General features: G+C 62.4%; 23 protein-coding genes and 1 pseudogene. 14 read left to right on the top strand and 10 right to left on the bottom strand.

What is annotated here, in order from left to right; genetic code table 11:
* Positions 1-79 precede the first annotated feature (79 nt).
* Positions 80-1,516: a hypothetical protein gene (locus tag M2375_RS02310; RefSeq protein ID WP_259163674.1), complete on the bottom strand. Its 1,437-nt coding sequence runs from the start codon at positions 1,514-1,516 to the stop codon at positions 80-82.
* A gap of 68 nt (positions 1,517-1,584) precedes the next feature.
* Complete coding sequence (locus M2375_RS02315; RefSeq protein WP_259163675.1) at positions 1,585-1,863, bottom strand: hypothetical protein; 279 nt, start codon at positions 1,861-1,863, stop codon at positions 1,585-1,587.
* 79 nt (positions 1,864-1,942) lie between these two features.
* Here M2375_RS02315 and hemA point away from each other — a divergent pair, with 79 nt between their 5' ends.
* The 6 genes from hemA to M2375_RS02345 all read left to right on the top strand — a co-directional run bounded on the left by hemA (position 1,943) and on the right by M2375_RS02345 (position 9,565).
* Positions 1,943-3,259, top strand: coding sequence for a glutamyl-tRNA reductase (gene hemA, locus M2375_RS02320; RefSeq protein WP_259163676.1), 1,317 nt, complete (start codon positions 1,943-1,945; stop codon positions 3,257-3,259).
* Positions 3,260-3,384: 125 nt separating this feature from the next.
* Positions 3,385-4,470, top strand: a complete 1,086-nt coding sequence (prfA, locus tag M2375_RS02325) for a peptide chain release factor 1 (RefSeq protein ID WP_259163677.1) — start codon at positions 3,385-3,387, stop codon at positions 4,468-4,470.
* Positions 4,471-4,478: 8 nt separating this feature from the next.
* Positions 4,479-6,524 carry a PEP/pyruvate-binding domain-containing protein gene (locus M2375_RS02330; protein WP_259163678.1) on the top strand — a complete coding sequence of 682 codons (2,046 nt, stop codon included), beginning with the start codon at positions 4,479-4,481 and terminating at the stop codon, positions 6,522-6,524.
* Between the two features lie 29 nt (positions 6,525-6,553).
* Positions 6,554-7,420, top strand: a complete 867-nt coding sequence (prmC, locus tag M2375_RS02335) for a peptide chain release factor N(5)-glutamine methyltransferase (RefSeq protein ID WP_259163679.1) — start codon at positions 6,554-6,556, stop codon at positions 7,418-7,420.
* A gap of 109 nt (positions 7,421-7,529) precedes the next feature.
* Positions 7,530-7,850: a Grx4 family monothiol glutaredoxin gene (grxD, locus tag M2375_RS02340; RefSeq protein ID WP_133858703.1), complete on the top strand. Its 321-nt coding sequence runs from the start codon at positions 7,530-7,532 to the stop codon at positions 7,848-7,850.
* A 374-nt stretch (positions 7,851-8,224) separates the two neighbouring features.
* Positions 8,225-9,565 (top strand): hemolysin family protein, encoded by a 1,341-nt coding sequence (locus tag M2375_RS02345; protein ID WP_259163682.1) that lies wholly within the window; start codon positions 8,225-8,227, stop codon positions 9,563-9,565.
* Between the two features lie 100 nt (positions 9,566-9,665).
* On the opposite strand, the gene M2375_RS02350 is transcribed toward M2375_RS02345, so the two are convergent.
* On the bottom strand, positions 9,666-10,277 hold the full coding sequence (locus tag M2375_RS02350) for a lytic transglycosylase domain-containing protein (protein WP_310473154.1): 612 nt from the start codon (positions 10,275-10,277) through the stop codon (positions 9,666-9,668).
* Between the two features lie 125 nt (positions 10,278-10,402).
* Positions 10,403-12,142, bottom strand: a complete 1,740-nt coding sequence (locus M2375_RS02355) for a proline--tRNA ligase (protein WP_259163684.1) — start codon at positions 12,140-12,142, stop codon at positions 10,403-10,405.
* 92 nt (positions 12,143-12,234) lie between these two features.
* Between M2375_RS02355 and M2375_RS02360 the strand changes: the two are divergent.
* Positions 12,235-12,745, top strand: a pseudogene (locus M2375_RS02360) (RNA pyrophosphohydrolase); the annotation flags it as partial.
* 262 nt (positions 12,746-13,007) lie between these two features.
* Here the strand turns inward: M2375_RS02360 and proB are convergent.
* The 4 genes from proB to rplU form a co-directional block, all read right to left on the bottom strand.
* On the bottom strand, positions 13,008-14,147 hold the full coding sequence (gene proB, locus M2375_RS02365; RefSeq protein ID WP_259163688.1) for a glutamate 5-kinase: 1,140 nt from the start codon (positions 14,145-14,147) through the stop codon (positions 13,008-13,010).
* Between the two features lie 87 nt (positions 14,148-14,234).
* Positions 14,235-15,350 carry an Obg family GTPase CgtA gene (cgtA, locus tag M2375_RS02370; RefSeq protein ID WP_259163689.1) on the bottom strand — a complete coding sequence of 372 codons (1,116 nt, stop codon included), beginning with the start codon at positions 15,348-15,350 and terminating at the stop codon, positions 14,235-14,237.
* A gap of 188 nt (positions 15,351-15,538) precedes the next feature.
* On the bottom strand, positions 15,539-15,799 hold the full coding sequence (gene rpmA, locus M2375_RS02375; RefSeq protein WP_259163692.1) for a 50S ribosomal protein L27: 261 nt from the start codon (positions 15,797-15,799) through the stop codon (positions 15,539-15,541).
* 15 nt (positions 15,800-15,814) lie between these two features.
* The gene (rplU, locus tag M2375_RS02380; RefSeq protein ID WP_027011098.1) at positions 15,815-16,126 is read right to left on the bottom strand and encodes a 50S ribosomal protein L21; all 312 of its coding nucleotides are present in this window, start codon (positions 16,124-16,126) and stop codon (positions 15,815-15,817) included.
* 270 nt (positions 16,127-16,396) lie between these two features.
* Here rplU and M2375_RS02385 point away from each other — a divergent pair, with 270 nt between their 5' ends.
* The 7 genes from M2375_RS02385 to M2375_RS02415 all read left to right on the top strand — a co-directional run bounded on the left by M2375_RS02385 (position 16,397) and on the right by M2375_RS02415 (position 22,996).
* Positions 16,397-17,326 carry a polyprenyl synthetase family protein gene (locus M2375_RS02385; protein WP_259163961.1) on the top strand — a complete coding sequence of 310 codons (930 nt, stop codon included), beginning with the start codon at positions 16,397-16,399 and terminating at the stop codon, positions 17,324-17,326.
* A gap of 162 nt (positions 17,327-17,488) precedes the next feature.
* Positions 17,489-19,219, top strand: coding sequence for a type IV-A pilus assembly ATPase PilB (pilB, locus tag M2375_RS02390; RefSeq protein ID WP_259163695.1), 1,731 nt, complete (start codon positions 17,489-17,491; stop codon positions 19,217-19,219).
* A gap of 20 nt (positions 19,220-19,239) precedes the next feature.
* Complete coding sequence (locus M2375_RS02395) at positions 19,240-20,460, top strand: type II secretion system F family protein (RefSeq protein ID WP_259163696.1); 1,221 nt, start codon at positions 19,240-19,242, stop codon at positions 20,458-20,460.
* 2 nt (positions 20,461-20,462) lie between these two features.
* On the top strand, positions 20,463-21,338 hold the full coding sequence (locus tag M2375_RS02400; protein ID WP_259163697.1) for an A24 family peptidase: 876 nt from the start codon (positions 20,463-20,465) through the stop codon (positions 21,336-21,338).
* A 1-nt stretch (position 21,339) separates the two neighbouring features.
* On the top strand, positions 21,340-21,969 hold the full coding sequence (coaE, locus tag M2375_RS02405) for a dephospho-CoA kinase (protein WP_259163698.1): 630 nt from the start codon (positions 21,340-21,342) through the stop codon (positions 21,967-21,969).
* A gap of 3 nt (positions 21,970-21,972) precedes the next feature.
* The gene (gene zapD, locus M2375_RS02410) at positions 21,973-22,728 is read left to right on the top strand and encodes a cell division protein ZapD (protein ID WP_259163699.1); all 756 of its coding nucleotides are present in this window, start codon (positions 21,973-21,975) and stop codon (positions 22,726-22,728) included.
* Positions 22,729-22,783: 55 nt separating this feature from the next.
* A complete protein-coding gene (locus M2375_RS02415; RefSeq protein WP_259163700.1) occupies positions 22,784-22,996 on the top strand; it encodes a DNA gyrase inhibitor YacG in 213 nt (70 codons plus the stop codon).
* A 47-nt stretch (positions 22,997-23,043) separates the two neighbouring features.
* Here the strand turns inward: M2375_RS02415 and M2375_RS02420 are convergent, their stop codons facing one another.
* A complete protein-coding gene (locus M2375_RS02420; protein ID WP_259163701.1) occupies positions 23,044-23,517 on the bottom strand; it encodes an NUDIX domain-containing protein in 474 nt (157 codons plus the stop codon).
* Between the two features lie 37 nt (positions 23,518-23,554).
* Positions 23,555-24,511, bottom strand: a complete 957-nt coding sequence (locus tag M2375_RS02425; RefSeq protein WP_259163703.1) for an ATP-binding protein — start codon at positions 24,509-24,511, stop codon at positions 23,555-23,557.
* Positions 24,512-24,564: the final 53 nt, after the last annotated feature.

The raw sequence follows: 24,564 nt of genomic DNA on the forward strand, positions 1-24,564 counted from the left end.
GCTTTCAAATCATGAACGGCCCGCCGCCTTTGCACAACCAGCGCCTGTCTCTCATTTTTCCGGATGGACGCCCCCGCCTTCAGGCGCCCACCCGGGCCGCTTCAGCCGCCTCTGCCCTTTGGCGCAGGCCAATCCACACCCATCCCAGGCATTGCAGCGCCGTCAGCACCACCAGCATGTCCAGCGCCAGCTGCGCGGCCCACAAATGCTTGCTCATGTCGCGCACGCCTTCGCCCAGCAGCACGATGACCACCTGCGACACCACCAAGAGCGCCAGCAGCAAACCGCCGGCCGCCAACGGGCGCAAGCGGACTGCATGCCGGCTGCGACTGGCTGCCAACAGCGCCAGCGCAGCGAACAGAAACAGGGGAGCCAGGGGCGTGACGATGCGGTCGCGCACCTCGCTCATGCGCAGCAACAGGTCGGTGACCGGCTTGGCACCGCCCTCGTGGCGCTGCAGGTAGTAGTGGCCGGGAAACACATGGAAATACTGCACCGTGAAATGGCTGGGCAGCGCAAAACGGGCCAGGCGCCACAGCGTTAGCGGGTAGTGCAGATAAGGCCGCAGCACATCGCCCTTGCCCAGCTTGGGCGTCACCGGGTAGCAATCGCGGCCCGTGTGCTGCACCTGGGTGCCGCCGGGCCCTGAGAGCGCATTGCCCCAAGCATCCACGCCGATGCAGTCGCGCCGCTCGGCGGGCAGCTGCAGGCCATCGAGCTGGGCCGGCGTCAGCACCATGTACGAGCCCAGGTATACCCCGTGGTAGGCATTCAGCCCCGCGTTCTTGCCGATCAGCAGTGGCACCAAGCAGAGTATCTGCACCGCGAACAGTAACTTCAGCAACCCCTTGTCCGGCAGCACCCGCTGCCAACGGCTGCCCACCCACAGGCAGAGCAAGACAAGCAGCGGCCAGTAGAAGTACTGCACCTTGGCCAGACCACACACCAGCGCCCCCACACCTAAGCACAGCAGCCGCACCGCGCGGCGCGAGGCCAGCATACCCAGCAGCATTAGCGGCAGCGCAATCAAACAGGCGTATTCAGCATAGAAGGACTGGGCCATGCCAATGTTGTGTGCCATGAAGAAGGCCGCGAGCCAGGCCAGCGCGAACACCGCGCACCAGACAGCGCCGCGCTGCAAGGCCACGGCGCATTGCCAGCCCAGCACGGCGGCATAGCCCAGCAGCAAAACTTTCGCCGCCAGGCCGGTGCGCGACAGATCAAACACATTCCCCGGCAGATAGCGCTGCACCCAGCCGGCGAACGTGAACATGTGCGAGGCCAGTTCCGGATTGCCAGGCATGCGAAACGGCCGCTCAGGCAGTGCCCAGCGGATGCCATCGCCCACAGGCGTCAAGTACAGATGGCCCACCACGCGCTGGAAATCATTGGTATCGGCAAACAGCAAGGCCTGCGAGCCCCAGACCAGCGCCACCCCGACAACGGCCACCACCAAAAAGCAGAGACAGAAAAGCCACCGCGAGCGGTGGCCTGACAAGGTGGGTGTGGTGGTCATCCCACAATTATGTCTGAATTGTAAAGAAACGTATAGCTGCCACCACAGAAATCAACGCTTGCCCAGTCTCAACGCCGCCAGCCACCCAGCACCACCCACTGGCTGGTGGCCAGCGCCATCACCAAAAGCGCATACCCCATAAGACTTCCGTCTCGGCCCTGCCACAGCAGGGCGACAAACAGGGCGGCGCAGCCCAGCAGAAAATGCAGCGCCAGCTGGCCATACCAGGGCAGTATCGGCGTCGCCTTGCGCGCAAATAGCCAACGGGCAAGCACCAGCAGCAGGGCCAAAAAGGCGGCAGGGGCACAGAAGTTCAGCAGATGCCAGAGGCTCGCGGTAGCAGGCATAGGGTGCGAAGGTTGATATAAGTCAAGCTGGTACTGATACGACAAGCAATGGATTTACAGAGATTTTATAATCTGCGGCATGGCAGTTTGGGCCCTGGGCATCAACCACACAACCGCACCGGTCGACATTCGCGGCCGGTTTGCATTTGCACTCGATAAGATTGCGCCAACTTTGCACAGTTTGCGCAGCACGATCTCGGGTGTGCACAGCCACGCCGGTGTGGAAACCGCGATCCTGTCCACCTGCAACCGCACTGAAATCTACTGCGCCGCCCAAGAGCCGGCGCTGGACCATACCTTGCGCTGGCTGGCCCAAAGCGGCGATCTGCCGGCCGAGGCGCTGAAAAACTACACCTACACCCTGCAAAACGACCTGGCCGCCCGCCACGCTTTTCGCGTCGCCAGCGGTCTGGACTCGATGGTGCTGGGCGAGGCCCAGATCCTGGGCCAGATGAAAAACGCCGTGCGCGCCGCCGAAGAAGCCGGTTCGTTGGGCACCACCCTCAACCAGCTGTTCCAGCGCAGCTTTGCGGTGGCCAAGGAAGTGCGCAGCGCCACCGAGATTGGCGCGCACAGCATCAGCATGGCCGCCGCTGCCGTGCGCCTGGCCGGGCAGCTGTTTGAAGACCTGACTAAGATCCGCGTGCTGTTTGTTGGCGCCGGCGAGATGATCGAGCTGTGCGCCACCCATTTCGCGGCCAAGCAGCCGGCCCATATCACGGTGGCCAACCGCACGCTGGAGCGCGGCGAAAAGCTGGCCGCCCACTTTGGCGCCAGCACCATGCGCCTGGCCGACCTGCCCGACCACCTGCACGAATACGACGCCATCATCAGCTGCACCGCATCGAGCCTGCCGATCATCGGCCTGGGCGCGGTGGAAAGCGCGCTGAAAAAACGCAAGCGCCGCCCCATCTTCATGGTCGACCTGGCCGTGCCACGCGATATCGAAGGCGAGGTCAAGAACCTGGGCGATGTCTACCTCTACACCGTGGATGACCTGGCCCATGTGGTCAAGGCCGGCCAGGAGCAGCGCCAGGCGGCTGTCGTGCAGGCCGAAACCATCATCGATGCCGGCGTGCAGCGCTTTATGCACTGGATGGACCAGCGCGCCCCAGAAGGCGGCGCCGTGCCGCTGATTCAGCAGATCAACGCGCAAGCCGATGTCTGGCGTGCGCTGGAGATCGAGCGGGCCAAAAAACGCCTGGCCAAGGGCGAAGACATGGACGCGGTGCTCGATGCACTCACGCGCGGCCTGTCGCAAAAAATACTGCACGGCACCATGGCCGAGCTGCATGCGGGCGACGCCCAAGCGCGTGCCCAGACGGCGGACATGGTCTCGCGGCTTTTCCTGCGCAACCAGCGCGGCGGTGGCAACGGCCACCAATCGGGCTTGTAGCGACGCTGCGCGGTACAGCCGCCCCTTGCTCGCTGTCAGTCCCCACCCTTCTCTCTTCTCTTGGCACCCGTTGAAGCTTCTGCGCTTATGGCAGAGCCTGCGGCTGCCTTGCACACCAGATCGCCATGAAAGACTTTCTCCGTCAACAGCTGGAACGCTATGCCGAGCGCCTCAATGAGCTGAATTTTCTGCTCTCGCGCGAGGACATCATGGCCAATATGCCGCAGTTCCTCAAGCTCTCGCGTGAACACACCGATGTGGCAGCCATTGCCGAGCGCTATGCGCGCTACCAGCAGATTGAATCTGATATCGAAGGCGCCAAGGAGATGCTGGCCGACCCCGACATGGCTGACATGGCCAGGGAAGAGATCAGCAGTGGCGAGGCCGAGCTGCAACAGCTGGCCGCGCAGCTGCAGCGCATGCTGCTGCCCAAGGACCCGGACGACGCCCGCCCGGCCTTTGTGGAAGTGCGGGCCGGCACCGGCGGCGATGAATCGGCGCTGTTTGCCGGCGACATTACGCGCATGTATACGCGCTACGCCGAGCGCATGGGCTGGCGGGTCGAGATCATGAGCGCCAACGAGGCCGAGCTGGGTGGCTACAAGGAAGTGGTGCTGCGCATTGATGGCGGCGACAACGTCTACGGCACCCTGCGTTTTGAATCGGGCGGCCACCGTGTGCAGCGCGTGCCGGCCACCGAAACCCAGGGCCGCATCCACACCAGTGCCTGCACCGTGGCGGTGATGCCCGAGCCCGATGAACAGCAGGCCATCACCCTCAACCCGGCCGATCTGCGCATCGACACCTTCCGCGCCAGCGGCGCCGGCGGCCAGCACATCAACAAGACCGATTCTGCGGTGCGCATCGTCCACTTGCCCACCGGCATCGTCGCCGAATGCCAGGACGGCCGCAGCCAGCACAGCAACAAGGCCAAGGCCTTGCAGGTGCTGCAGGCCCGGATCCAGGAAAAGGAACGCAGCGAGCGCGCTGCCAAAGAGGCCGCCATGCGCAAGGGCCTGATCGGCTCGGGCGACCGCAGCGACCGCATCCGCACCTACAACTTTCCCCAGGGCCGGGTCACCGACCACCGCATCAACCTGACCTTGTACAAGCTGAGCTTCATCATGGATGGCGACCTGAGCGAGCTGATGGAGGCGCTGCAGTCGGAGCGCGAGGCCGAGTTGCTGGCCGAGCTGGAAGTCAACCAATAAGGCCTGCGATGCCCAGCCACCACCCCGGTTTTGCGTTGCGCGCTGCCTGGCGTGCTGCGGGATACACAGCGCTGGCCCTGGCCGCCAGTGGCGCCTCGGCGCAGCTGGCGCGCAAGCCATCGATGTACGAGGATGGGCGCAACGCCAGTCCCAGCGCTGCGCCGCAGGCGCTGATCGCCGGGCCAGCGGGCAGCACGCCACCCGCGCAGGCCATGGGCAACCACAGCAGCCTGCCGTTTGCGGCCGAGCTGCAGAGCCGGGCCGCATTCGACCAGCTGGCCCGGGTCTACAACGCCGGCACGCCGCTGGCCCAGCCCCATGTGATCTTTGTGATCGACCGCCAGGCCAAGCCGGCAGCCCGGCTGTACTTCATCAACACCCCCCGCTTTCAGCTGCATGACCGCTTTTTGCGCGCGCAAGGCCTGCTGAGCGGCGGCAAAGAGGCGCTGAACCGCAACTACCGCGATGCGGGCCGCCGCTTTATCCTGGGCACCCTCAGCTGGCAGCCGCAGATCGACGGCTTTGTGTTTGAGTTCTGGGAAGGCGACCAGCTGACCGCCCCCTTGTTGCGCGAGACGGCGGCACAGCTGCACAGCCACTTTTTTGCGCCGCTGCAGTTCAAGGCCAACGCCAGCGCGCAAGAGCAGGTCGCCGCCGCTGCGGGCATCGCAGCGGTCACGCAAAGCGCGCTGATCGGCCAGCAACGCTTTTTGCCACTGAACCCCGGCCAGGCCGTGGGCCGCTTGCGCCTGGTGGACGACGTGGACCAAGTCCATGACCTGCAGCCCAGCGACATCGTCGTGCTGCGCCAGGTGCCCATCACGCTGCCGCCCGTGGCAGGCGTGCTGACCGAGCAGCCCTCGACCCTGGTGTCGCACGTCAACCTGCTGGCCCGGGGCTGGGGCGTGCCCAACGCCTATGTGCGCGATGCCAGCCAGGTGCTGGCAGCCCAGCATGGCCAATGGGTGCGGTTGACCGTGGGCAGCAAAGATTACGAACTGCGCGCGGCAACGGCCCAAGAGCGTGAGAAGGCCATCGAGCAATCCGCACTCCAGCGCAGCATTGCCGGTGCCAGCATCCAAAAAGATACCCGCAGCACTGCGCTGCAGTCGCTGGCCGCGCTGCGAGCAGCCAACCGCCGCCAGTGCGGCGCCAAGGCTGCCAATCTGGGCGAGCTGCAGCATGCTGGCATTGCCGGCGTCACGGTCCCAGACGGTTTTTGCGTTCCCTTTGGCGCCTATGCCCGTGCCATGCAGCGTTTTGGCTTGGCAGAGAAAGTAGCGCGCATGCAGCAGCAGCCCGGCTTTGACAGCGACGCCGCCGTGCGCCGCAATGCGCTGGCTGCGCTGCGCGCCGAGATCGAACAGATGCCGCTGGATGCCGCCTTTGCCAGCAGCCTGCAAGCGCGCTGGGCCAGCCAGTTGCAGCAGGCGGGCGTGTTTGTGCGCAGCTCCTCCAGCTCGGAGGATTTGCCCGGCTTTAGCGGTGCGGGTCTGTACACCACGGTGCCCAATGTGAAGGGCCAGGCAGCGCTGCAAGATGCCGTGCGCAAGGTCTGGGCCTCGGTCTTTAACTTTGAGGCCTGGGAAGCGCGCCGCGCCGCCGGCATTGCGCAGGATGAGGTAGCCATGGCCGTGCTGGTGCAACAAGCGGTGGATTCCGAGGCCTCGGGCGTGATGGTCACGCGCGACCCGCTGGGCGGCACACAGAACAGCGTGTTCATCGCCGCCAAGCGCGGTATCGGCATCCGCGTGGTGGAAGGCCGGCGGGTGGCCGAGCAGGTGCTGTACGCGCGCCGCAGCCAGGCCGTGCAGGTGCTCAGCCGCTCTGCCGAAGACACCGAGCTGCGCCTGGCGCCCGGCGGTGGCGTGCAGGAAGTCGCCGTGGCGCAGCGCCAGGTGCTGAGCGATGCACTGGTCAAACGCCTGGCCCATGCCGGCGCTGCGATCGAAAAGCAGTTTGGCGGCCGTACCCAAGATATTGAATGGGCGGTTGCTGGTGAGCAGATCTTGATCCTGCAATCGCGGCCCTTTGTGCAGGCCGCCAACCACTAGCCCGCAGCAACAGAGAATCGCGCATCGACATGAATGCTTCCACCCCGATTACCCCCATCACGGTCACCCAGGCGCTGGCGCAAGCCGCTGCGCTGGGCATCGCCCGCATCGACGCGCAAATGCTGTTGCTGCACCTGTACGGCCAGCCCACCCATGCGCGCGCCTGGCTCATCACCCATGATGGCGACTGCCTGACCACCGCGCAAAGCAGCCAGTGGCAGCAATGGCTGCAACGCCGCGCAGATGGCGAGCCGGTGGCCTATCTGACGGGACACAAAGGCTTTTACGGGCTGGACCTGGCGGTAGACGCCCGCGTGCTGGACCCGCGCCCGGACACCGAAACCCTGGTGGACTGGGCGCTGGAGCTGCTGCCCGATGCCGCGCCGGGCCAGCCTGCCTTGCGCCTGGCCGACCTGGGCACCGGCAGTGGCGCGATAGCGCTGGCCTTGCAGCATGCGCGGCCCGCTGCCGAGGTCTGGGCGGTCGACGCCAGCACCGATGCGCTGGCTGTTGCCCAGGCCAATGCGGCACGGCTGCAGCTGCCGCTGCGCTTTGCCCACAGCCACTGGCTGTCGGCGCTGCAAGGGCCGTTTGATGCCATCGTCAGCAACCCGCCCTACATCCGTGACGATGACCCGCACATGCCTGCACTGCGCCACGAGCCGCGCCAGGCTTTGACCAGCGGCGCCGATGGCCTGCAGGACATTCGCCATATCGTCGATACCGCCCCGCGTTATCTGGGCGAAGGCGGCTGGCTGCTGATCGAGCATGGCTGGAACCAGGCAGAAGCCGTGCGCGCACTGCTGGCCCAGCGCGGTTTTGCCCAGGTGCAAAGCCGCAAGGACCTCGCTGGCATCGAGCGCGCCAGCGGCGGACAATGGGCTTCCGTGAAATAATGTCTGCCATGCCCGCGCTTGAACTGCGGCAAAACGCCCGTATCTGAGAACCTGTTCCCAGCGCTGCGCTGATTACATTGCAACCCACACGCCCCGACGGAGCCCATCCATGAGCGATACCCAACAACGCATCGACCAGCTGGTCAAAGGCCATGACATCGTGCTGTTCATGAAGGGAACAGCCAGCTTTCCGCAATGCGGATTCTCCGGCCGTGCCATTCAAATTCTCAAAGCCAGTGGCGTGGAGACCCGTGGTCTGACCACCGTCAATGTGCTGGAAGACCCTGAAATCCGCCAAGGCATCAAGGACTACAGCCAGTGGCCCACCATCCCCCAGCTGTACGTCAAGGGCGAATTTGTCGGCGGCTCGGACATCATGATGGAAATGTACGAATCCGGTGAGCTGCAGCAACTGGTGGCCACCCTCTGACCCCTGCGCCAGGCTCGCGCACCGCGCACACCAAGCCGCCTCTCGGGCGGCTTTTTCGCGTCTGGTGCCAGGCCTGGCAAGCGTTGCGCCGTTGCCATGGCCAATGGCCTTGCCAGCGGCCCAGCCTGGGCAGCTGGGGTAAGCTCAGCGCAGCAGCACGCGAGCCTTGACCCCAATGGCGCCCTTGCGCGCGCCAGGAGCCAGCCCGGTACTTGCACCGGCCCTCAAGCGTCTGCTACCAAAAGCACTTGCCAGTCCCCAGACGGGCATGCGACCATTGAATACGAATTCATACCGTTGGTGCCTCGCGCGCCACCACCGCTTTTGCCGAAAAATGTGAGCAGCCGGTCTGCACTGCTCCAACACGGGTTTCTATGAATCTCACGCAGAGTCTTCTTGTCATTGCCTTGCTGATCAGCTTCAGCGCCTTTTTCTCCATGGCGGAGATATCGCTGGCCGCTTCGCGCCGCCTGCGATTGCGGCAAATGGTCGATGACGGTGACCCGCGTGCAGAGCGTGTGATGAAGGTCCAGGAGCAGCCCGGTGAGTATTTCACCGTGGTGCAGGTGGGCCAGAATGCGGTGGCCATTCTCGGCGGCATCGTTGGCGAAGGCGCGCTCAGTCCCGTGGTCTCTGGCCTGGCCAGCCGCTGGCTGGAGCCGGCCACGGCACAGACCGTCGGCTTTCTGTTCTCGTTCACCGTGGTGACCTCGCTGTTCATCTTGCTCGCCGACCTGCTGCCCAAGCGCCTGTCGATGGCCGAACCCGAGGCGCTGGCGCTGCGGGTGTCGCGGCCCATGCAGTGGTGCATGACGCTGTTCAAACCGGTGGTCTGGTTCTACAGCAAAGCGGCGGATGCCATGTTTCGCGTGCTGGGGCTGTCGACCATCCGTGATGAAAAAATCACCTATGAAGACATTCTGGCCATGACCGAGGCCGGTGCCAAGGCCGGTGTACTAGCCGCGCAGGAGCAGCAGGTAATTGCCAACCTGTTCGAACTTGACACACGCACGGTCGGCTCGGCGATGACACAGCGCGACCGCATCGCCTTTTTCTACCAGGACGACAGCGACGACATCATCCGCGCCCGCATTGCCGAGGAGCCTTTTTCAACCTACCCGGTCTGCGCAGGCGATATTGACCATGTGGTCGGCTATGTCGATGCCAAGGACCTGTTCCAGCGCGCGCTGAACAACCTGCCGATGAAGCTGCACGACGAAGGCCTGGTGAAAAAGGCCCTGGTTGTGCCCGACCGGCTGACCCTGGCCGAGGTGCTGCAGCAGTTCCGGCAGGCGCATGAGGACTTTGCCATCATCGTCAACGAGTACAGCCTGGTGGTCGGCGTGGTCACGCTCAACGATGTGATGAGCACCGTCATGGGCGACCTGATGGGCCCGGTCGATGAGGAGCTGATCGTGCGCCGCGACGAAACCTCTTGGTTGATCGACGGCATCACGCCCATCGAGGATGTGGAGCGCACCTTGCTGCTGGACGACCTGCCGCATTCCGACGAGTACGAGACCCTGGGCGGCTTTTTGATGGTGATGCTGCGCCGCATCCCGCGCCGCACGGACAAGGTGGTTTGGGGCAAGTACCAGTTCGAGGTGATGGATGTGGACAGCTACCGCATCGACCAGGTCCTGGTCACCATCGTGGACCCGAACAAGGTGCCCGACTCGCCGCTGCCACCGGCCACCAGCAGCCTGGTGGCATAACCGGGCCGACGGCCAAAGCCAAAACCACCGCATGCGGTGGTTTTTCATGGGGAGCCCCAAATGCGCATGATGCGCTTGGCGCGCCTCCAGACGGCAGGCCTCAGGCTTCGACCTTGTTCTCGAATATCCATTGGCGCTGGGCGCCATAGACCAAGTTGGGGTAGGTGTCCTTGCCCCGGCTGCCGTTGTAGCGGCCCAGTGCCATGAACAGATCGCCCTTCTCGCGGTCCAGGTAGTGGCGCAGAATCACGCAGCCAAAGCGCAGATTGGTCTGCATGTGGAACAGCTTGGCAGCATCGCCATCGCCAATCACCCGGGTCCAAAAAGGCATCACCTGCATATAGCCGCGAGCCCCGACATTGGACATCGCGAACTTGCGAAAACCGCTTTCGACCTGGATCAGGCCCAGCACCAGCGATTCATCGAGGCGCGCACGCCGGGCTTCATACCAGACGGTCTGCAGAAAATCGCGGCGCACTTCCCAGTCAGGCTTGCGCCGGCGCAGGCGGTCACTCATGGCACCCAGCCAGCGCAGATAGACAATCTTGGCCTCGGTCGAGACAAACACGGGCTCCGGCGGCGCGGCGCTGCCGATGGCTGCCGTGAGCGCCGAGCGCACGGAGTCGATCAAGGGCTCTTCCAACTGGCCACCCGCCAGTGCTGCCTGCGGCGCAGCCAGCCAAGCACCTGGCCCCGCCAGCAACGATGCCATGGCCGCGCGGCGTGATACGCCCGCAGGTAAAGCAATGCGTGAGCCTGACATTCTCGATCGATCCCTCTTATGAATATTTTGCTGCGCCTGGCGGCATGGGCTGCGCGTGCAGCCCATGGCCCGCATCAGGCCAGGCGGCTGGTGATGAAGCTGAACACCTCGTCCACAGGCACCTTGGTGGCTGCGGTGTCGCGGCGCTGCTGGTACTCGACCATGCCTTCTTGCAGGCCCCGGTCACCCAGCACCACGCGGTGGGGCACGCCAATCAGCTCCCAATCGGCCAGCATCGCGCCTGGGCGCTCGCCGCGGTCGTCCAGTATCACATCGACGCCAGCGGCCAACAAGTCGGCGTGTAGCTTTTCAGCCGCAGTCTTGACGGCCTCGCTGCGGTCCATGCCGATGGGGCAGATCACCACGGTGAAGGGGGCAATCGCATCAGGCCAGATGATGCCGCGCTCGTCATGGTTTTGCTCCACGGCAGCCGCTGGCAGGCGGGTGATACCGATGCCGTAGCAGCCCATCTCGAACTCGCTGGGCTTGCCGTTCTCCGCCAGGAAGGTGGCCTTCATCGCCTTGGAGTACTTGGTGCCCAGGTAGAACACATGGCCGATCTCGATACCGCGCTCGATCGCCAACTCGCCTTTGCCGTCTGGCGACAGATCGCCGGCAACCACATTGCGCAGGTCGGCCACCAACACGGGTTCGGGCAGGTCACGGCCCCAGTTCACGCCGGTCAAATGGTAGTCCGCCTCATTGGCACCGCAGACCCAGTCGGCCATCACGGCCACATCGCGGTCCACCACCAGCTTGAGGGGTTTCTTCAAACCGATCGGGCCCAGGTAGCCAGGCTGGCAGCCAAAGTGCTCTTCAATCTCGGACAGCGTTGCAAAGCGGAAGTTGGCCAGGCCTTCGACCTTGCCCACCTTGATCTCGTTCATGTCATGGTCGCCGCGCAGCAGCAGCAGCCAGACCTGGGAGCCGAGGATGTCGCCCTTGTCATTGGTCTCGTCGGTGGCCAGCACCAGCGATTTGACGGTGTTGGCCAACGGCAGGTTCAGCAGCTGGGCCACATCGGCGCAGGTGCTCTTGCCCGGCGTGGCCGTCTTGGCCATGGCCTGCGCAGCAGCCGCACGGGGCTGCGTGGGCGCCAGGCTTTCGGCCTTCTCGATGTTGGCGGCGTAGTCGCTGTTGGGGCAGTAGACAATCGCGTCCTCACCGGTCGCGGCAATCACCTGGAACTCTTCGCTCAGATCGCCACCGATGGCACCGCTGTCCGCACGCACGGCACGGTACTGCAGACCAAAGCGGTCAAAAATGCGCTTGTAGGCGGCGCGCATGGTCTGGTAGCTGATCTGTGCCGCATCGCGGTCCTTGTCGAAGGAGTAGGCGTCCTTCATGATGAACTCGCGCCCGCGCATCAGGCCAAAGCGGGGACGGCGCTCGTCGCGGAACTTGGTCTGGATCTGGTAGAGGTTCTTGGGCAGCTGCTTGTAGCTCTTGAACTCCTGGCGGGCGATGTCGGTCACCACCTCTTCGCTGGTGGGCTGGATGACAAAGTCACGCGCGTGGCGGTCCTTGATGCGCAGCAGCTCAGCGCCCATCTTGTCAAAGCGGCCGGTCTCTTGCCACAGCTCGGCGGGCTGGACCACGGGCATGGTCACCTCGATGCCACCGGCGCGGTTCATCTCCTCACGGACGATGGCCTCGACCTTGCGGATCACACGCAGCCCCATGGGCATGTAGTTGTAGATACCGGCACCGAGCTTTTTGATCATGCCCGCGCGGGTCATCAGCTGGTGGCTAGCGATCTCAGCGTCCGCAGGCGCTTCCTTCAGGGTCGAGATAAGAAATTGCGAAGCTTTCATAGTCTATGGCAATGGCCCTAGTAGTTGCCCCCTTGAAGATGGCTTCAAGGCACAGGCATAATGGACACAGTTTAAAAAATTGGGGTTAGATTATGCTGGACCGAGATGGCTTTAGGCCAAACGTCGGCATCATCCTGCTCAACCAGCGCAATCAGGTGTTTTGGGGCAAGCGCATCCGCACCCATAGCTGGCAGTTTCCGCAGGGTGGTATCGACCGTGGAGAAACCCCCGAGCAGGCGATGTTTCGAGAGCTGCATGAGGAAGTGGGCTTGCGACCGGAGCATGTACGTATTGTGGCTAGAACGCGGGATTGGCTACGGTACGAGGTGCCCGAACGCTTCATCCGCCGCGATGCCAGGGGCTATTATCGCGGACAAAAGCAAATTTGGTTTTTGCTCCAGTTAACGGGGCACGACTGGGATTTGAATCTGCGCGCCACCAACCATCCGGAGTTTGATGCCTGGCGCTGGAATGACTACTGGGTGCCGCTGGATGTGGTGGTGGAATTCAAGCGCGGAGTCTACGAGATGGCGTTGACCGAGCTGTCCCGCTATGTGCCGCGCAACGATCCGCGCAACCGCTACTTGCGCAGCAATGCGCGCTTGCGCGATGGGGAGCCGCACGAAGGAGAGATGATGGCCACCGAAACCCTGCAGGTGTCGGTGACCACCGTGGTCAGCTACCACTCCCCTTTGCGCATGATGCAGGACATGGAGTTGCCGCCGGGAGCCAGCTTTGACCCCGATCCCGGGAATGCTGGTCACGACCCTGGCAGAAGCAACGGTTAGCTCAGCGCAAAAAGCGTCCTACCAAGGACGCTTTTTACATGGGCACTGCGTTTGCAAGCAGCAGCAGCGTTGCGGGATCAGTGCCCCGTCAGCACCATGTTGTCACGGTGCAGCATCTCAGGCTCACCGGTGTAGCCCAGCAACTGCTCAAATTCTGCCGATGGCTTGCGGCACAGGCGCCGTGCTTCGGCGCTGCTGTAATTGGCCAGGCCGCGTGCCAGCTCAACGCCTTGCGGGTCGCGCACGCCAATCACCTCGCCGCGTGAGAACTCGCCATGCACGCTGACCATGCCGATGGGCAACAGGCTCTTGCCAGCGCTGCGCAGCTTCTGCGCGGCGCCTTCGTCCACCGTGACATAGCCATGCATTTGCAAGTGGTCCATCATCCACTGCTTGCGCGCCTGGTTCTTGTGCGTGGCAGCTACCAGCAAAGTACCGATGGCCTCGCCAGCGGCCAAGCGCAGCAGCACATTCTGCTCGCGCCCCCAGGCAATCACCGTGGATGCCCCTGAGCCCGCCGCCCGCTTGGCCGCCAGGATCTTGGTGAGCATGCCGCCCTTGCCAATGCCGGAGCCCGCGCCACCGGCCATGGCTTCCAGCTTCAGATCGCCCGCTTGCGCTTCGTGCACAAACGCGGCATCGGGCTCCTTGCGCGGGTCGGCGGTGTAGAGGCCCTTCTGGTCGGTCAAAATCACCAGCGCATCGGCCTCCACCAGGTTGGCGACCAGCGCGCCCAGGGTGTCGTTGTCGCCGAACTTGATTTCGTCGTTGACGACGGTGTCGTTCTCGTTGATGACCGGCACCACGCCCAGCTGCAGCAAGGTCAGCAAGGTGACACGCGCATTGAGGTAGCGCTCACGGTCTGCCAAGTCTGCATGGGTCAACAGCACCTGGGCACTGCCCAGGTTTTGCTCACGCAGCTTGGTCTCGTACATCTGCACCAGGCCCATCTGGCCGACAGCAGCAGCGGCCTGCAATTCATGGATCTCTTTGGGTCGCTGGGACCAGCCCAGGCGCTTCATGCCTTCGGCCACCGCGCCGCTGGAGACCATGATGACTTCGCGCTTGGCACCGCCTTCGCCATGCACCAGGGCCGCGAGCTGGCGGCTCCATTCGGTGATGGCGCCCTCATCGAGGCCCTTGCCTTCGTTGGTGACCAGGCTGGAGCCGACCTTGACCACGATGCGACGTGCGTCGCGCAGTACATTCGATGCCATTTTTGCTTTTCTCTGGCGTTTGCGCCCGCCTGGCGAGCGCAAGCTGCTGTCAATAAATGGGTAACCCGGGAGAGCAGGGACCGCCGATCAATCCGGCGTCGAAAAGCGCGGATCGTCCGACAGATCAGGCTGCGCCAGCTCGCCTTCCGCTGCAAAGCGCGGATCGATTTCTTGCGGCTCGTGCTCGGCCTTCTGCATTTTGTGCACGAACTGGAAGATTTCCTTGATCAAGGGCTCGCAGCCCTCGCGCGTCAGGGCCGAGATCTCGTAGACCGGGCCTTTCCACTTGTAGCGCTTGACGAAGTCCTTGACCTTGGCGACCCGCTCATCGCCCGGCACCATATCGAGCTTGTTGAGCACCAGCCAACGCGGCTTGTTGTAGAGGTCTTCGTCGTACTTCTTGAGCTCGGTGACAATCGCCTTGGCCTGCGCCACCGGGTCCACGCCCTCGTCAAACGGCGCCAGGTCCACCACATGCAGCAGCAAGCGAGTGCGCTGCAAATGGCGCAGGAACTGGTGACCCAGGCCGGCGCCATCAGACGCACCTTCGATCAAACCTGGGATGTCAGCCACCACAAAGCTTTTTTCAGGGCCTACGCGCACAACGCCCAGGTTGGGGTGCAGGGTGGTGAACGGGTAGTCTGCAATTTTGGGGCGGGCGTTGGAGACCGCAGCAATAAAGGTCGACTTGCCGGCATTGGGCATGCCCAGCAGGCCCACATCGGCCAGCACCTTGAGCTCCAGCTTCAAATTGCGGCGCTCGCCTTTCCAGCCTGGGGTTTTCTGGCGGGGTGCTCGGTTGATCGCGCTCTTGAAGCGCAGGTTGCCAAAACCACCATCACCGCCCTTGGCAATGGTGATCACCTCGCCGGGATTGAGCAATTCAAACAGCACCTCGCCGGTCTCGGCATCGGTAATGATGGTGCCCACTGGCATGTGCAAGGTGATGTCCTTGCCTGCGCAGCCAAACATGTCCGAGCCCTTGCCGTGTTCACCGCGCTCGGCGTCGTGGCGTCGCGAGTAGCGGTAGTCGATCAGGGTGTTGAGGTTGACGTCTGCCAAGGCGTACACATGGCCGCCGCGGCCACCATCACCACCGTCCGGGCCACCAAACTCCTTGTACTTTTCATGGCGGAACGACACACAGCCATTGCCACCATCGCCAGCTGCAATGTCAATAAACGCTTCATCTACGAATTTCATGGTCGTTATCCACCCGCTCTCGTACAGGAGTGGCGGGAATTAATCTGCTGCAGGCAGAAGCTGCAGCCTTGCCAAAACCGCTATTGTCGCACCGGGGCGCCAAGCGGGTCGGCCCAAAAACACCAAAGCCCCGACTGCGCGGGGCTTTGGACAAGGCCAATGAAGGCCTTTGAGACACTTGTCTTGTCTTAAGCAGCCTTGGTGATGCTCACCGTGTGCTTGGACAAAGCGCCCTTGGTTTCGAACGACACGTGGCCGTCCACCAGAGCAAACAAGGTGTGGTCCTTGCCCAGACCGACATTGCTGCCGGGGTGGAACTTGGTGCCGCGTTGACGCACGATGATCGAGCCAGCGCTGATCAATTGACCACCGAAAGCCTTCACACCCAGCATTTTTGGCTTGGAATCACGTCCATTGCGCGTAGAGCCGCCGCCTTTTTTCTGTGCCATGCTATATAGCTCCTGTTAAGCTGCAATCGCACCGATTTGCAGCTCGGTGAACTGCTGGCGATGGCCTTGGCGCTTTTGATAGTGCTTACGACGACGCATTTTGAAAATGCGCACTTTGTCGTGCTTGCCGTGGGCTACTACCGTAACCGTCACAGTTGCTCCGGACACCAAGGGCGTACCAACCTTCAACTCTGCGCCGTCGCCGACTGCCAGAACCTGGTCGATCACGATTTCTTGGCCTACGTCCGCAGCGATCTGTTCTACCTTGATTTTTTCGCCGGAAGCAACACGATACTGTTTGCCACCGGTTTTTATGACCGCGTACATAAGAACCTCTAAAAAGGGGATAGTCTCACAAAGAAATTTCGCAAGAGCCAAATATTGTAGCACAGGGCCTTGAAGCACGCAAACTCCACGAGCTTTTGCACCACAACGGCGCCGCAGAAGGCGCATCCCCCAGGCGGACAAGCGGGCATGTGCGCAAGGGGCGCTGCTCTCGTTTCTATAATGCGGTATCCATAAAATGCCGAGATAGCCGCCTTGTCCGAGTCCAACACTCCCAACCCGTCCAACCCTTTGAGCCTCGTCGCTGGCGATATGCGACAGGTTGACGCCGTGATTGCCAGGCGCCTGAGCTCCTCCGTACCGCTGATTGGCGAGGTCTCGCACTACATCATCTCGGCCGGAGGCAAGCGTTTGCGCCCGGCGCTGCTGCTGCTGGTGGCGGGTGCGCTGGAGTACCGGGGTGAGCAGCATTTCAACCTGGCGGCGGTGGTCGAGTTCATCCATACCGCCACCTTGCTGCACGACGATGTGGTCGACGAATCCACCATGCGGCGCGGAAAACCCACTGCCAACGAGAGCTTTGGCAACGCGGCCAGTGTGCTCGTCGGGGATTTTCTGCACTCCCGCGCTTTCCAGATGATGGTCGATGCCGACAGCATGCGCGTCATGCAGATTCTGTCGGAGGCGACAAACATCATCGCCGAGGGCGAGGTGCAGCAGCTGATCAACACGCATAACGTAGACCTGGATGAAGCGGGCTATCTCGCCGTCATACGCTCCAAGACCGCCAAGCTGTTTGAGGCCAGTGCCCGCCTCGCGGCCGTGCTGACCGACGCGCCTGCAGATCTGGAAGAGGCCTGCGCCAACTATGGGCGCTCGCTGGGCACCGCCTTTCAGGTGATCGACGATGCGCTGGACTACGACGGCGACACCACGGTGATGGGTAAGAATATTGGCGATGATTTGCGCGAAGGCAAAGTCACCCTGCCTTTGATCATTGCCATGCAGCGCGCCAAAGCGCAAGATCGGCAGATGATTGTCGACGCCATCGAACAAGGCTCCACACCGCACATGGCCGATATCGTACAGGTCGTCAAGGACACCGGTTCGCTGGAGGCGACCCGGGCAGCCGCTGCGCTGCAGGCCCAGGAGGCCATCGATTGCCTCGCCTTGCTGCCCCGCAATGCCTACACCCAGGCGCTGAACACCTTGGCATCGCAATTGCTGGATCGCCGAGAGTAACGCCCTCAGCGGCCATGCACAGACGGGACTGTCTGTGCCGACTGTCGCGCATCCACTGCAGTTGCACTGCTGCAGGGCGCATTTTTTTGTTAAATCTCCGAACAACTGCTACAGTTTGCCGGATTACGCAGCGAGGCTATCGACGATAGGCGTCCCCTTTACATGCCTGACATCAACACCCCCCAAAAAGCCGTCGCCCTTCCCGGTATCGCCAGAGCCCTGGTTGCCAGTGGAAAGCTTCCCGTTGCCAAGGCTGAGGCCCTGTACGCCACCAGCCTCAAAAGCAAGAACAGCTTTATTGGCGAGCTGGTAGCGAGCGGTGCCGTCTCCAGCAGTGATGTTGCCAGCATCATCTCCACCGTCTATGGCGCTCCCATGGTCGATCTCGATGCCATCGACCTGAGCAAATTGGCCACGGGCCTGCTCGATACTAAGCTGGCACTGACCAACAAGATCATTCCGCTGGCCAAGCGTGGCAACCGCCTGGTCGTGGTCACCGCCGACCCGACCGACCATTCGGTGGCCGAGCAGATCAAGTTCTCCACCCAACTGAGCGTGGACTGGGTGATCGCCGAACATGCCAAGCTGATCAAGGCGCTGGAGTCGGTGGCCAAAAAGGGCGGCGACAACATCCAGGACATGATCACCGGCGATGTCAATCTCAATGAGTTCGAGATTGACGATGAATCGGTGAACACGGATAGCAACAGCGACGAGACCGAAGTCGAAGACGCGCCTATCGTCAAGTTTTTGCAAAAGATGCTGATTGACGCGTTCAATGCGCGCGCATCCGACTTGCACTTCGAGCCTTACGAACACCAGTACCGCATCCGTTTTCGCATCGACGGCGAGTTGCGCGAAATTGCCTCGCCCCCACCCGCCATCAAGGACAAGCTGGCCTCGCGCATCAAGGTGATCTCGCGCCTGGACATCTCCGAAAAGCGCGTGCCCCAGGATGGACGCATGAAGCTCAAGATCGGCGCCGATCGCGTGATCGACTTCCGGGTCAGCACCTTGCCCACCTTGTTTGGCGAGAAAATCGTGATCCGTATTCTCGACCCCAGCAGCGCCAAGCTGGGTATCGATGCGCTGGGCTACGAGCCCGAAGAGAAGGCGCGCCTGCTCAGCGCCATCAAGCGGCCCTACGGCATGATTCTGGTCACTGGGCCCACGGGTTCGGGCAAGACCGTGTCGCTCTATACCTGCCTGAACATTCTCAATACGCCAGCGGTCAACATTGCCACCGCTGAAGACCCGTCTGAAATCAACCTGCCAGGGGTCAACCAGGTCAACGTCAACGAAAAGGCCGGCCTGACCTTTGCCACCGCGCTCAAATCCTTTCTGCGCCAGGATCCCGACATCATCATGGTCGGTGAAATCCGGGATCTGGAGACGGCCGACATCGCCATCAAGGCCGCGCAGACCGGCCACTTGGTGCTGTCCACCCTGCACACCAACGATGCACCCACGACATTGACGCGTATGCGCAATATGGGCATTGCGCCATTCAATATCGCCTCCAGCGTGATCCTGATCACCGCGCAGCGCTTGGCGCGCAAGCTCTGCCCCATCTGCAAGCGGCCCACCGAGATTCCGCATGAGGCCCTGCTAGAGGCCGGATTCAAGGAAGAAGAGCTGGACGGTACCTGGATGCCTTACGAGGCGGTGGGCTGCGATGCCTGCAACAACGGCTACAAGGGGCGTTTGGGCATTTACCAGGTGATGCCCATCTCCGAAGAAACACAGCGCATCATCTTGCGCGATGGCAGCGCACTGGAAATCGCGGAACAGGCCAGCATAGAAAATGTTCGCTCCTTGCGCGCATCCGGCCTGCACAAGGTCAAAAAGGGACTGACCTCACTGGAAGAGGTCTTAGCCGTCACCAACGAATAAAGCAACGAGGGCAGGGATAAATGGCAACCACAGTCAATAAGAAAACATCGAACGAAGCCGTTTATGAGTGGGAAGGCAAGGACCGCAACGGCAAGATCGTGCGCGGCGAATCCCGCGCGGGCGGCGAAAACCAGGTCATCGCATCCTTGCGCCGGCAGGGCATTTTGCCGTCCAAGATCAAAAAGCGCCGCATGCGCTCGGGCAAGCGCATCAAGCCCAAAGACATTGCCTTGTTCACGCGCCAGCTGGCCACCATGATGAAGGCGGGTGTGCCGCTGCTGCAGGCTTTTGACATCGTCGGCCGGGGCAGCACCAACCCCAGCGTGACCAAGCTGCTCAACGATGTGCGCAGCGATGTGGAATCGGGCTCGTCGCTGAGCACCGCTTTCCGCCGCCACCCCATCTACTTCAACGCGCTGTATTGCAACTTGGTGGAGGCCGGTGAAGCGGCCGGTATTTTGGAAGGCCTGCTCGACCGCCTGGCCACCTACATGGAAAAGACCGAGGCCATCAAGAGCAAGATCCGCTCGGCCCTGATGTACCCGACCTCGGTGGTGATCGTGGCCTTTGTCGTGGTGGCCATCATCATGATCTTTGTGATCCCGGCTTTTAAGGATGTGTTCTCCTCGTTCGGCGCCGATCTGCCCGGCCCCACCTTGATCGTGATGGCCATCAGCGAGTTCTTTGTGAGCTACTGGTACCTGATCTTCTTTGGCATTGGCGGCAGCATCTACTTCTTTTTGCAGGCCTGGAAGCGCAGCGAGAAAATGCAGCGCACGATGGACCGCTGGCTGCTGAAGGTCCCTATCTTTGGCCCCTTGATTGAAAAATCCTGCGTCGCACGCTGGACGCGCACCCTGTCGACCATGTTTGCGGCCGGTGTGCCGCTGGTTGAAGCCCTGGATTCGGTGGGCGGTGCCTCCGGCAATGCGGTGTTTGCGGTGGCTACCGAGAAGATCCAGCAGCAGGTGTCGACCGGCACCAGCCTCACAGTTGCGATGTCCGACGCCAATGTCTTCCCCTCGATGGTGCTGCAGATGTGTGCCATTGGTGAGGAATCGGGCTCGATCGACCACATGCTGGGCAAGGCGGCCGACTTTTACGAAGCCGAAGTGGATGAGGCCGTCGCCGGCCTGTCCAGCCTGATGGAGCCCATCATCATCGTGTTCCTGGGCACGATCATTGGCGGCATTGTGGTATCCATGTACCTGCCTATTTTCAAGCTCGGCCAGGTGGTTTAAGCATGTCCGAAGCGCAATTGAACACAGGGCTGTTTGCCCTGCTCGGTCTGCTGGTCGGCAGCTTTTTGAATGTGGTCGTACACCGCCTGCCGCTGATGCTGGAGCGCCAATGGCGGCGCGACGCCCAGGACATGCTGGCAGCGGCGGACAGCACGCAAGCTCCTGAATCTGACACGCCGCCGGAGGCCAAAGCGGATCGCTTCAACCTCTGGACTCCCGCCTCGCGCTGCCCGCATTGCAGCCACCAGATTCGCTGGTATGAGAATGTGCCGGTGATCAGCTGGCTGTTTCTGCGTGGCCGTTGCAGCCAATGCAGTGCGCGCATCTCCGCCCGCTACCCAGTTGTTGAAATCGCCAACAGCCTGCTCTGGGCCTATTGCATCCACCGCTGGGGCCTGGGCGCTACGGGCATGGCCTGGTGCTTTTTTGCCTCGGTACTGCTGACGGCAGCCCTGATCGACTGGGACACGACCCTGCTGCCCGATGACCTCACCCTGCCCTTGCTCTGGGCAGGCCTGCTGTGCAGCGCCATGGGCTGGATTGACGTATCCCTCAAGGACTCGCTGTTTGGTGCAGCGATCGGTTATCTGTCGCTGTGGCTGATTTACTGGGCCTTCAAATTGCTGACGGGCAAGGAAGGCATGGGCTATGGCGACTTCAAGCTGCTGGCCGCGCTGGGCGCCTGGTTTGGCTGGCAAGCACTGATACCTATCGCATTGTTCTCCTCCGTCGTGGGTGCGGTCATCGGCATTGCGATGAAGATCTTCTCGAACCTGCGCGAAGGCGGCTACATCCCCTTTGGCCCCTTTTTGGCGGGCGCCGGGTTTTTGGTGATGTGGTTCGGCTCCGGCATTGTCGACCGCTTGTTGCAGCCCTGATATGCGACCGCGCATTGGCATCACCGGCGGAATCGGCAGCGGCAAAAGCACGGTGGCGCAAAGCTTTGCGCAGTGGGGCTGCCACGTGATCGATGCCGACCAGATTGCCCGCAGCCTGACCCTGGCGGGCGGCGCAGGCATCAGCCCGATTGCAGCGCAGATGGGCGCTCACTTCATCAATGCCGATGGCGCACTGGACCGCGCACAGATGCGAGAGGCCGCCTTTCGCGATCCCGCCTTCAAGGCCCAGCTCGAAGGCATCCTGCATCCGCTGATTCGCCAGCACATCGACCAGCAGTACCAGTACGCCAGCAGCAATACCGATGCACCGCTGGTGATCTTTGACATCCCGCTGCTGGCCGAATCCAGCCAATGGAGCGCGCGCTTGGACCAGGTGATTGTGGTGGACTGCCTGGAGCGCACCCAGATCGCGCGCGTGCAGCAGCGCAACCAGTTGCCCGAGTCGGCTATCGAGGCCATCATGGCGCAGCAGGCCAGCCGCTTGCAGCGGCTGCGCAAAGCCGACTGGGTGCTTTGGAATGAAACGCTGTCGTTACAAGCGCTAGGCGATGAAGTATTCGACCTATACAATCGATTGATAGCCAACTTCCGCTCTCGCCAGCCTCACTGATCCGTGATCATTTACGAGTACCCCTTCAACGAACGTGTGCGAGCCTATCTCCGCCTGGAGTATTTGCTGCGCCGGCTTGACGTACTCCTGCAGCGCGACACGGACATCGACCACCACTTTGCCATCACCACCTTGTTCGAGGTGATGGACGTGGCTTCCCGCAGCGATCTCAAGACCGACCTGCTCAAGGACCTGGAGCGCCAGCGCCAGCAGTTCAACGCCTACCGCGACAACCCGATGATTGCCGTCGATATGCTGGACAAGGTCATTGTCCAGATCGACACGGCCCATGCCCAGTTGCGTGCCCAAAATGGCAAACCCAGCCAGTTGCTGATCGAGAATGAATGGCTGATGGCCATCCGCAACCGCACCGGCATCCCTGGTGGCACCTGCACCTTTGACCTGCCCAGCTACCATGCCTGGTTGCATGCCGACAGCAGCAGCCGCAGAGCCGACCTGCAAGGCTGGACGGCCTCGTTTGCCCCCCTGGCCAGCGCCCTCATCTTGCTGCTGCGGCTGTTTCGTGATGCCGGCGCGCCGCAACGCATTGCGACCGTGCGCGGCCAGTTCCAGCAGAACCTGCCCCAAGGCCGCATCTACCAGCTGCTGCGCCTCAAGATGGATCCGAGCGCCAACCTGGTGCCCGAGATCAGCGGCAACCGGCTGATGATCTCGATCCGCATGCTGCAAAAGACCGAAAACGGCCAGTTGGGCCTGACCACGCAGGACGGCCAATACGAGATGGTTCTCTGCGCTTAAGCGCCTACATGCCTGACGCATCGGGCGGCAAGCCAAGCCGCCCTACAATAGCCCGATGAGTTCTTCCGCAGATACAGCACTCCCCAGCATCCAGTGCCCCCAGTGCGCTGGGCCATCCAGCTTTGCACGCAGCAACCGGTTTCGCCCCTTTTGCAGCGAGCGTTGCAAGCTCATTGACCTGGGCGCCTGGGGCAATGAGGATTTTCGGGTGCCCGCACAATCCCCGCCGCTGGACCAGCCCTACGGCGATCCCCGCCTCGAAGACTGAAAACACAGCACCTGGTGTCAGCGCAGCACCCGTGGGTGCTGCCCCGCTTATTTCATGGCAGCTTGCGCCGCTTGCACATAGGCGTCCGCATCAAAAGGCAGGCCGCGCTCCTCGCTCAGCCATTGCAGCACCGGGAATGAGCCCTCCAGCACCGGACTCACCGTCAGCGGCAATTGCTGCCAGGACATCTGCTGGCCTTCACGCATTTCAAAATCTCCCGACCACTGCGTCACCTTGCACCAGTGCAGGCGCACCAGCGCATGGCTGTAGTTGTGCTCGGTCACCTTCCAGGCAATGCAGTTGTCGATGCGGATGCCCAGCTCTTCGATCAGTTCGCGGCGCAGCGCCTCTTCCACGCTCTCGCCCGCCTCCAGCTTGCCACCGGGGAACTCCCACCAGCCCGCACGCGGTTTGCCCATGGGGCGGCTTGTAATCAGCAGGGCATTGTCGCTTTCGCGGATCAGCACCCCCACCGCTACGTCGGTGTAGCTGCGGGTCTCGGTCGTTTCAGTCTGGCTCATAGGTCATCGGTGGCTGCCAAGCAGCAGCCCTTTTTCTTCAATCCTGGGCCTCTTCACCCAGATCGGCCACATCGGCAATCTGCTGGCGGCCCTGCACCTCGCGCTGGCTGCGACCAGCCCAGTCACGGGCGAACTGGTGGGCCACCCGGCCGCTGCGCGAGCCGCGCTCCAGCGCCCAGACCAGGGCTTCGGGCCTGGCGGCCTCGATGTCAGACTCGGCTACACCCAGCGCTGAGAGCCATTGGCCCACCACACGCAGGTACTCGTCCTGGCTGAACGGGTAAAAGCTCACCCACAGGCCAAAGCGCTCGGACAGCGAAATCTTCTCCTCCACCACTTCGCCCGGATGGATCTCGCCGTTCTCGCCTTTTTGCTGGGCCAGGTTGTCGGTCATGTACTCGGGCAACAGGTGGCGGCGGTTGCTGGTGGCATAGACCAGCACATTCGGGGTGGCGGCGGAGACGGAGCCATCCAGAATCGACTTCATCGCCTTGTAACCCGGCTCGCCCTCTTCAAAACTCAGGTCATCGCAGTAGATGATGAATTTCTCAGGCCGGCCAGCGACCACATCGACGATGTCGGGCAGGTCGGTGAGATCGGCCTTGTCGACCTCGATCAGGCGCAGACCCTGGGGCGCATAGGCGTGCAGGCAGGCACGGATCAAGGATGACTTGCCGGTACCGCGGGCACCGGTCAGCAGCACATTGTTGGCCGTGCTGCCGTGCACAAACTGCTCGGTATTGCGGGCAATCTTTTCCTTCTGGCCGTCGATGTTTTGCAGATCCGACAAGGACATGGCCCCCACATGGCGCACCGGCTCCAGCACGCCGCAGCCATTGGCGCGTTTGCGGTAGCGCCAGGCAATGGCCTCGCTCCAGTCGGCCGGCGCCTGCAGCGCCTGGGGCAAGACGGATTCGATGCGCTGCATCAGCTGCTCGGCGCGCTGCACCAAGCGCTCAAGCGGAGAGAAAGGGGAGGTGGAGGACTCGGTCATGGTATCCAGACGCACAAGGTGGACGACGCCAGCGGGGCCGGCGCACGCCCTTG

The sequence above is a fragment of the Comamonas sp. BIGb0152 genome, assembly GCF_024809975.1.
Taxonomy (GTDB): domain Bacteria; phylum Pseudomonadota; class Gammaproteobacteria; order Burkholderiales; family Burkholderiaceae_C; genus Comamonas.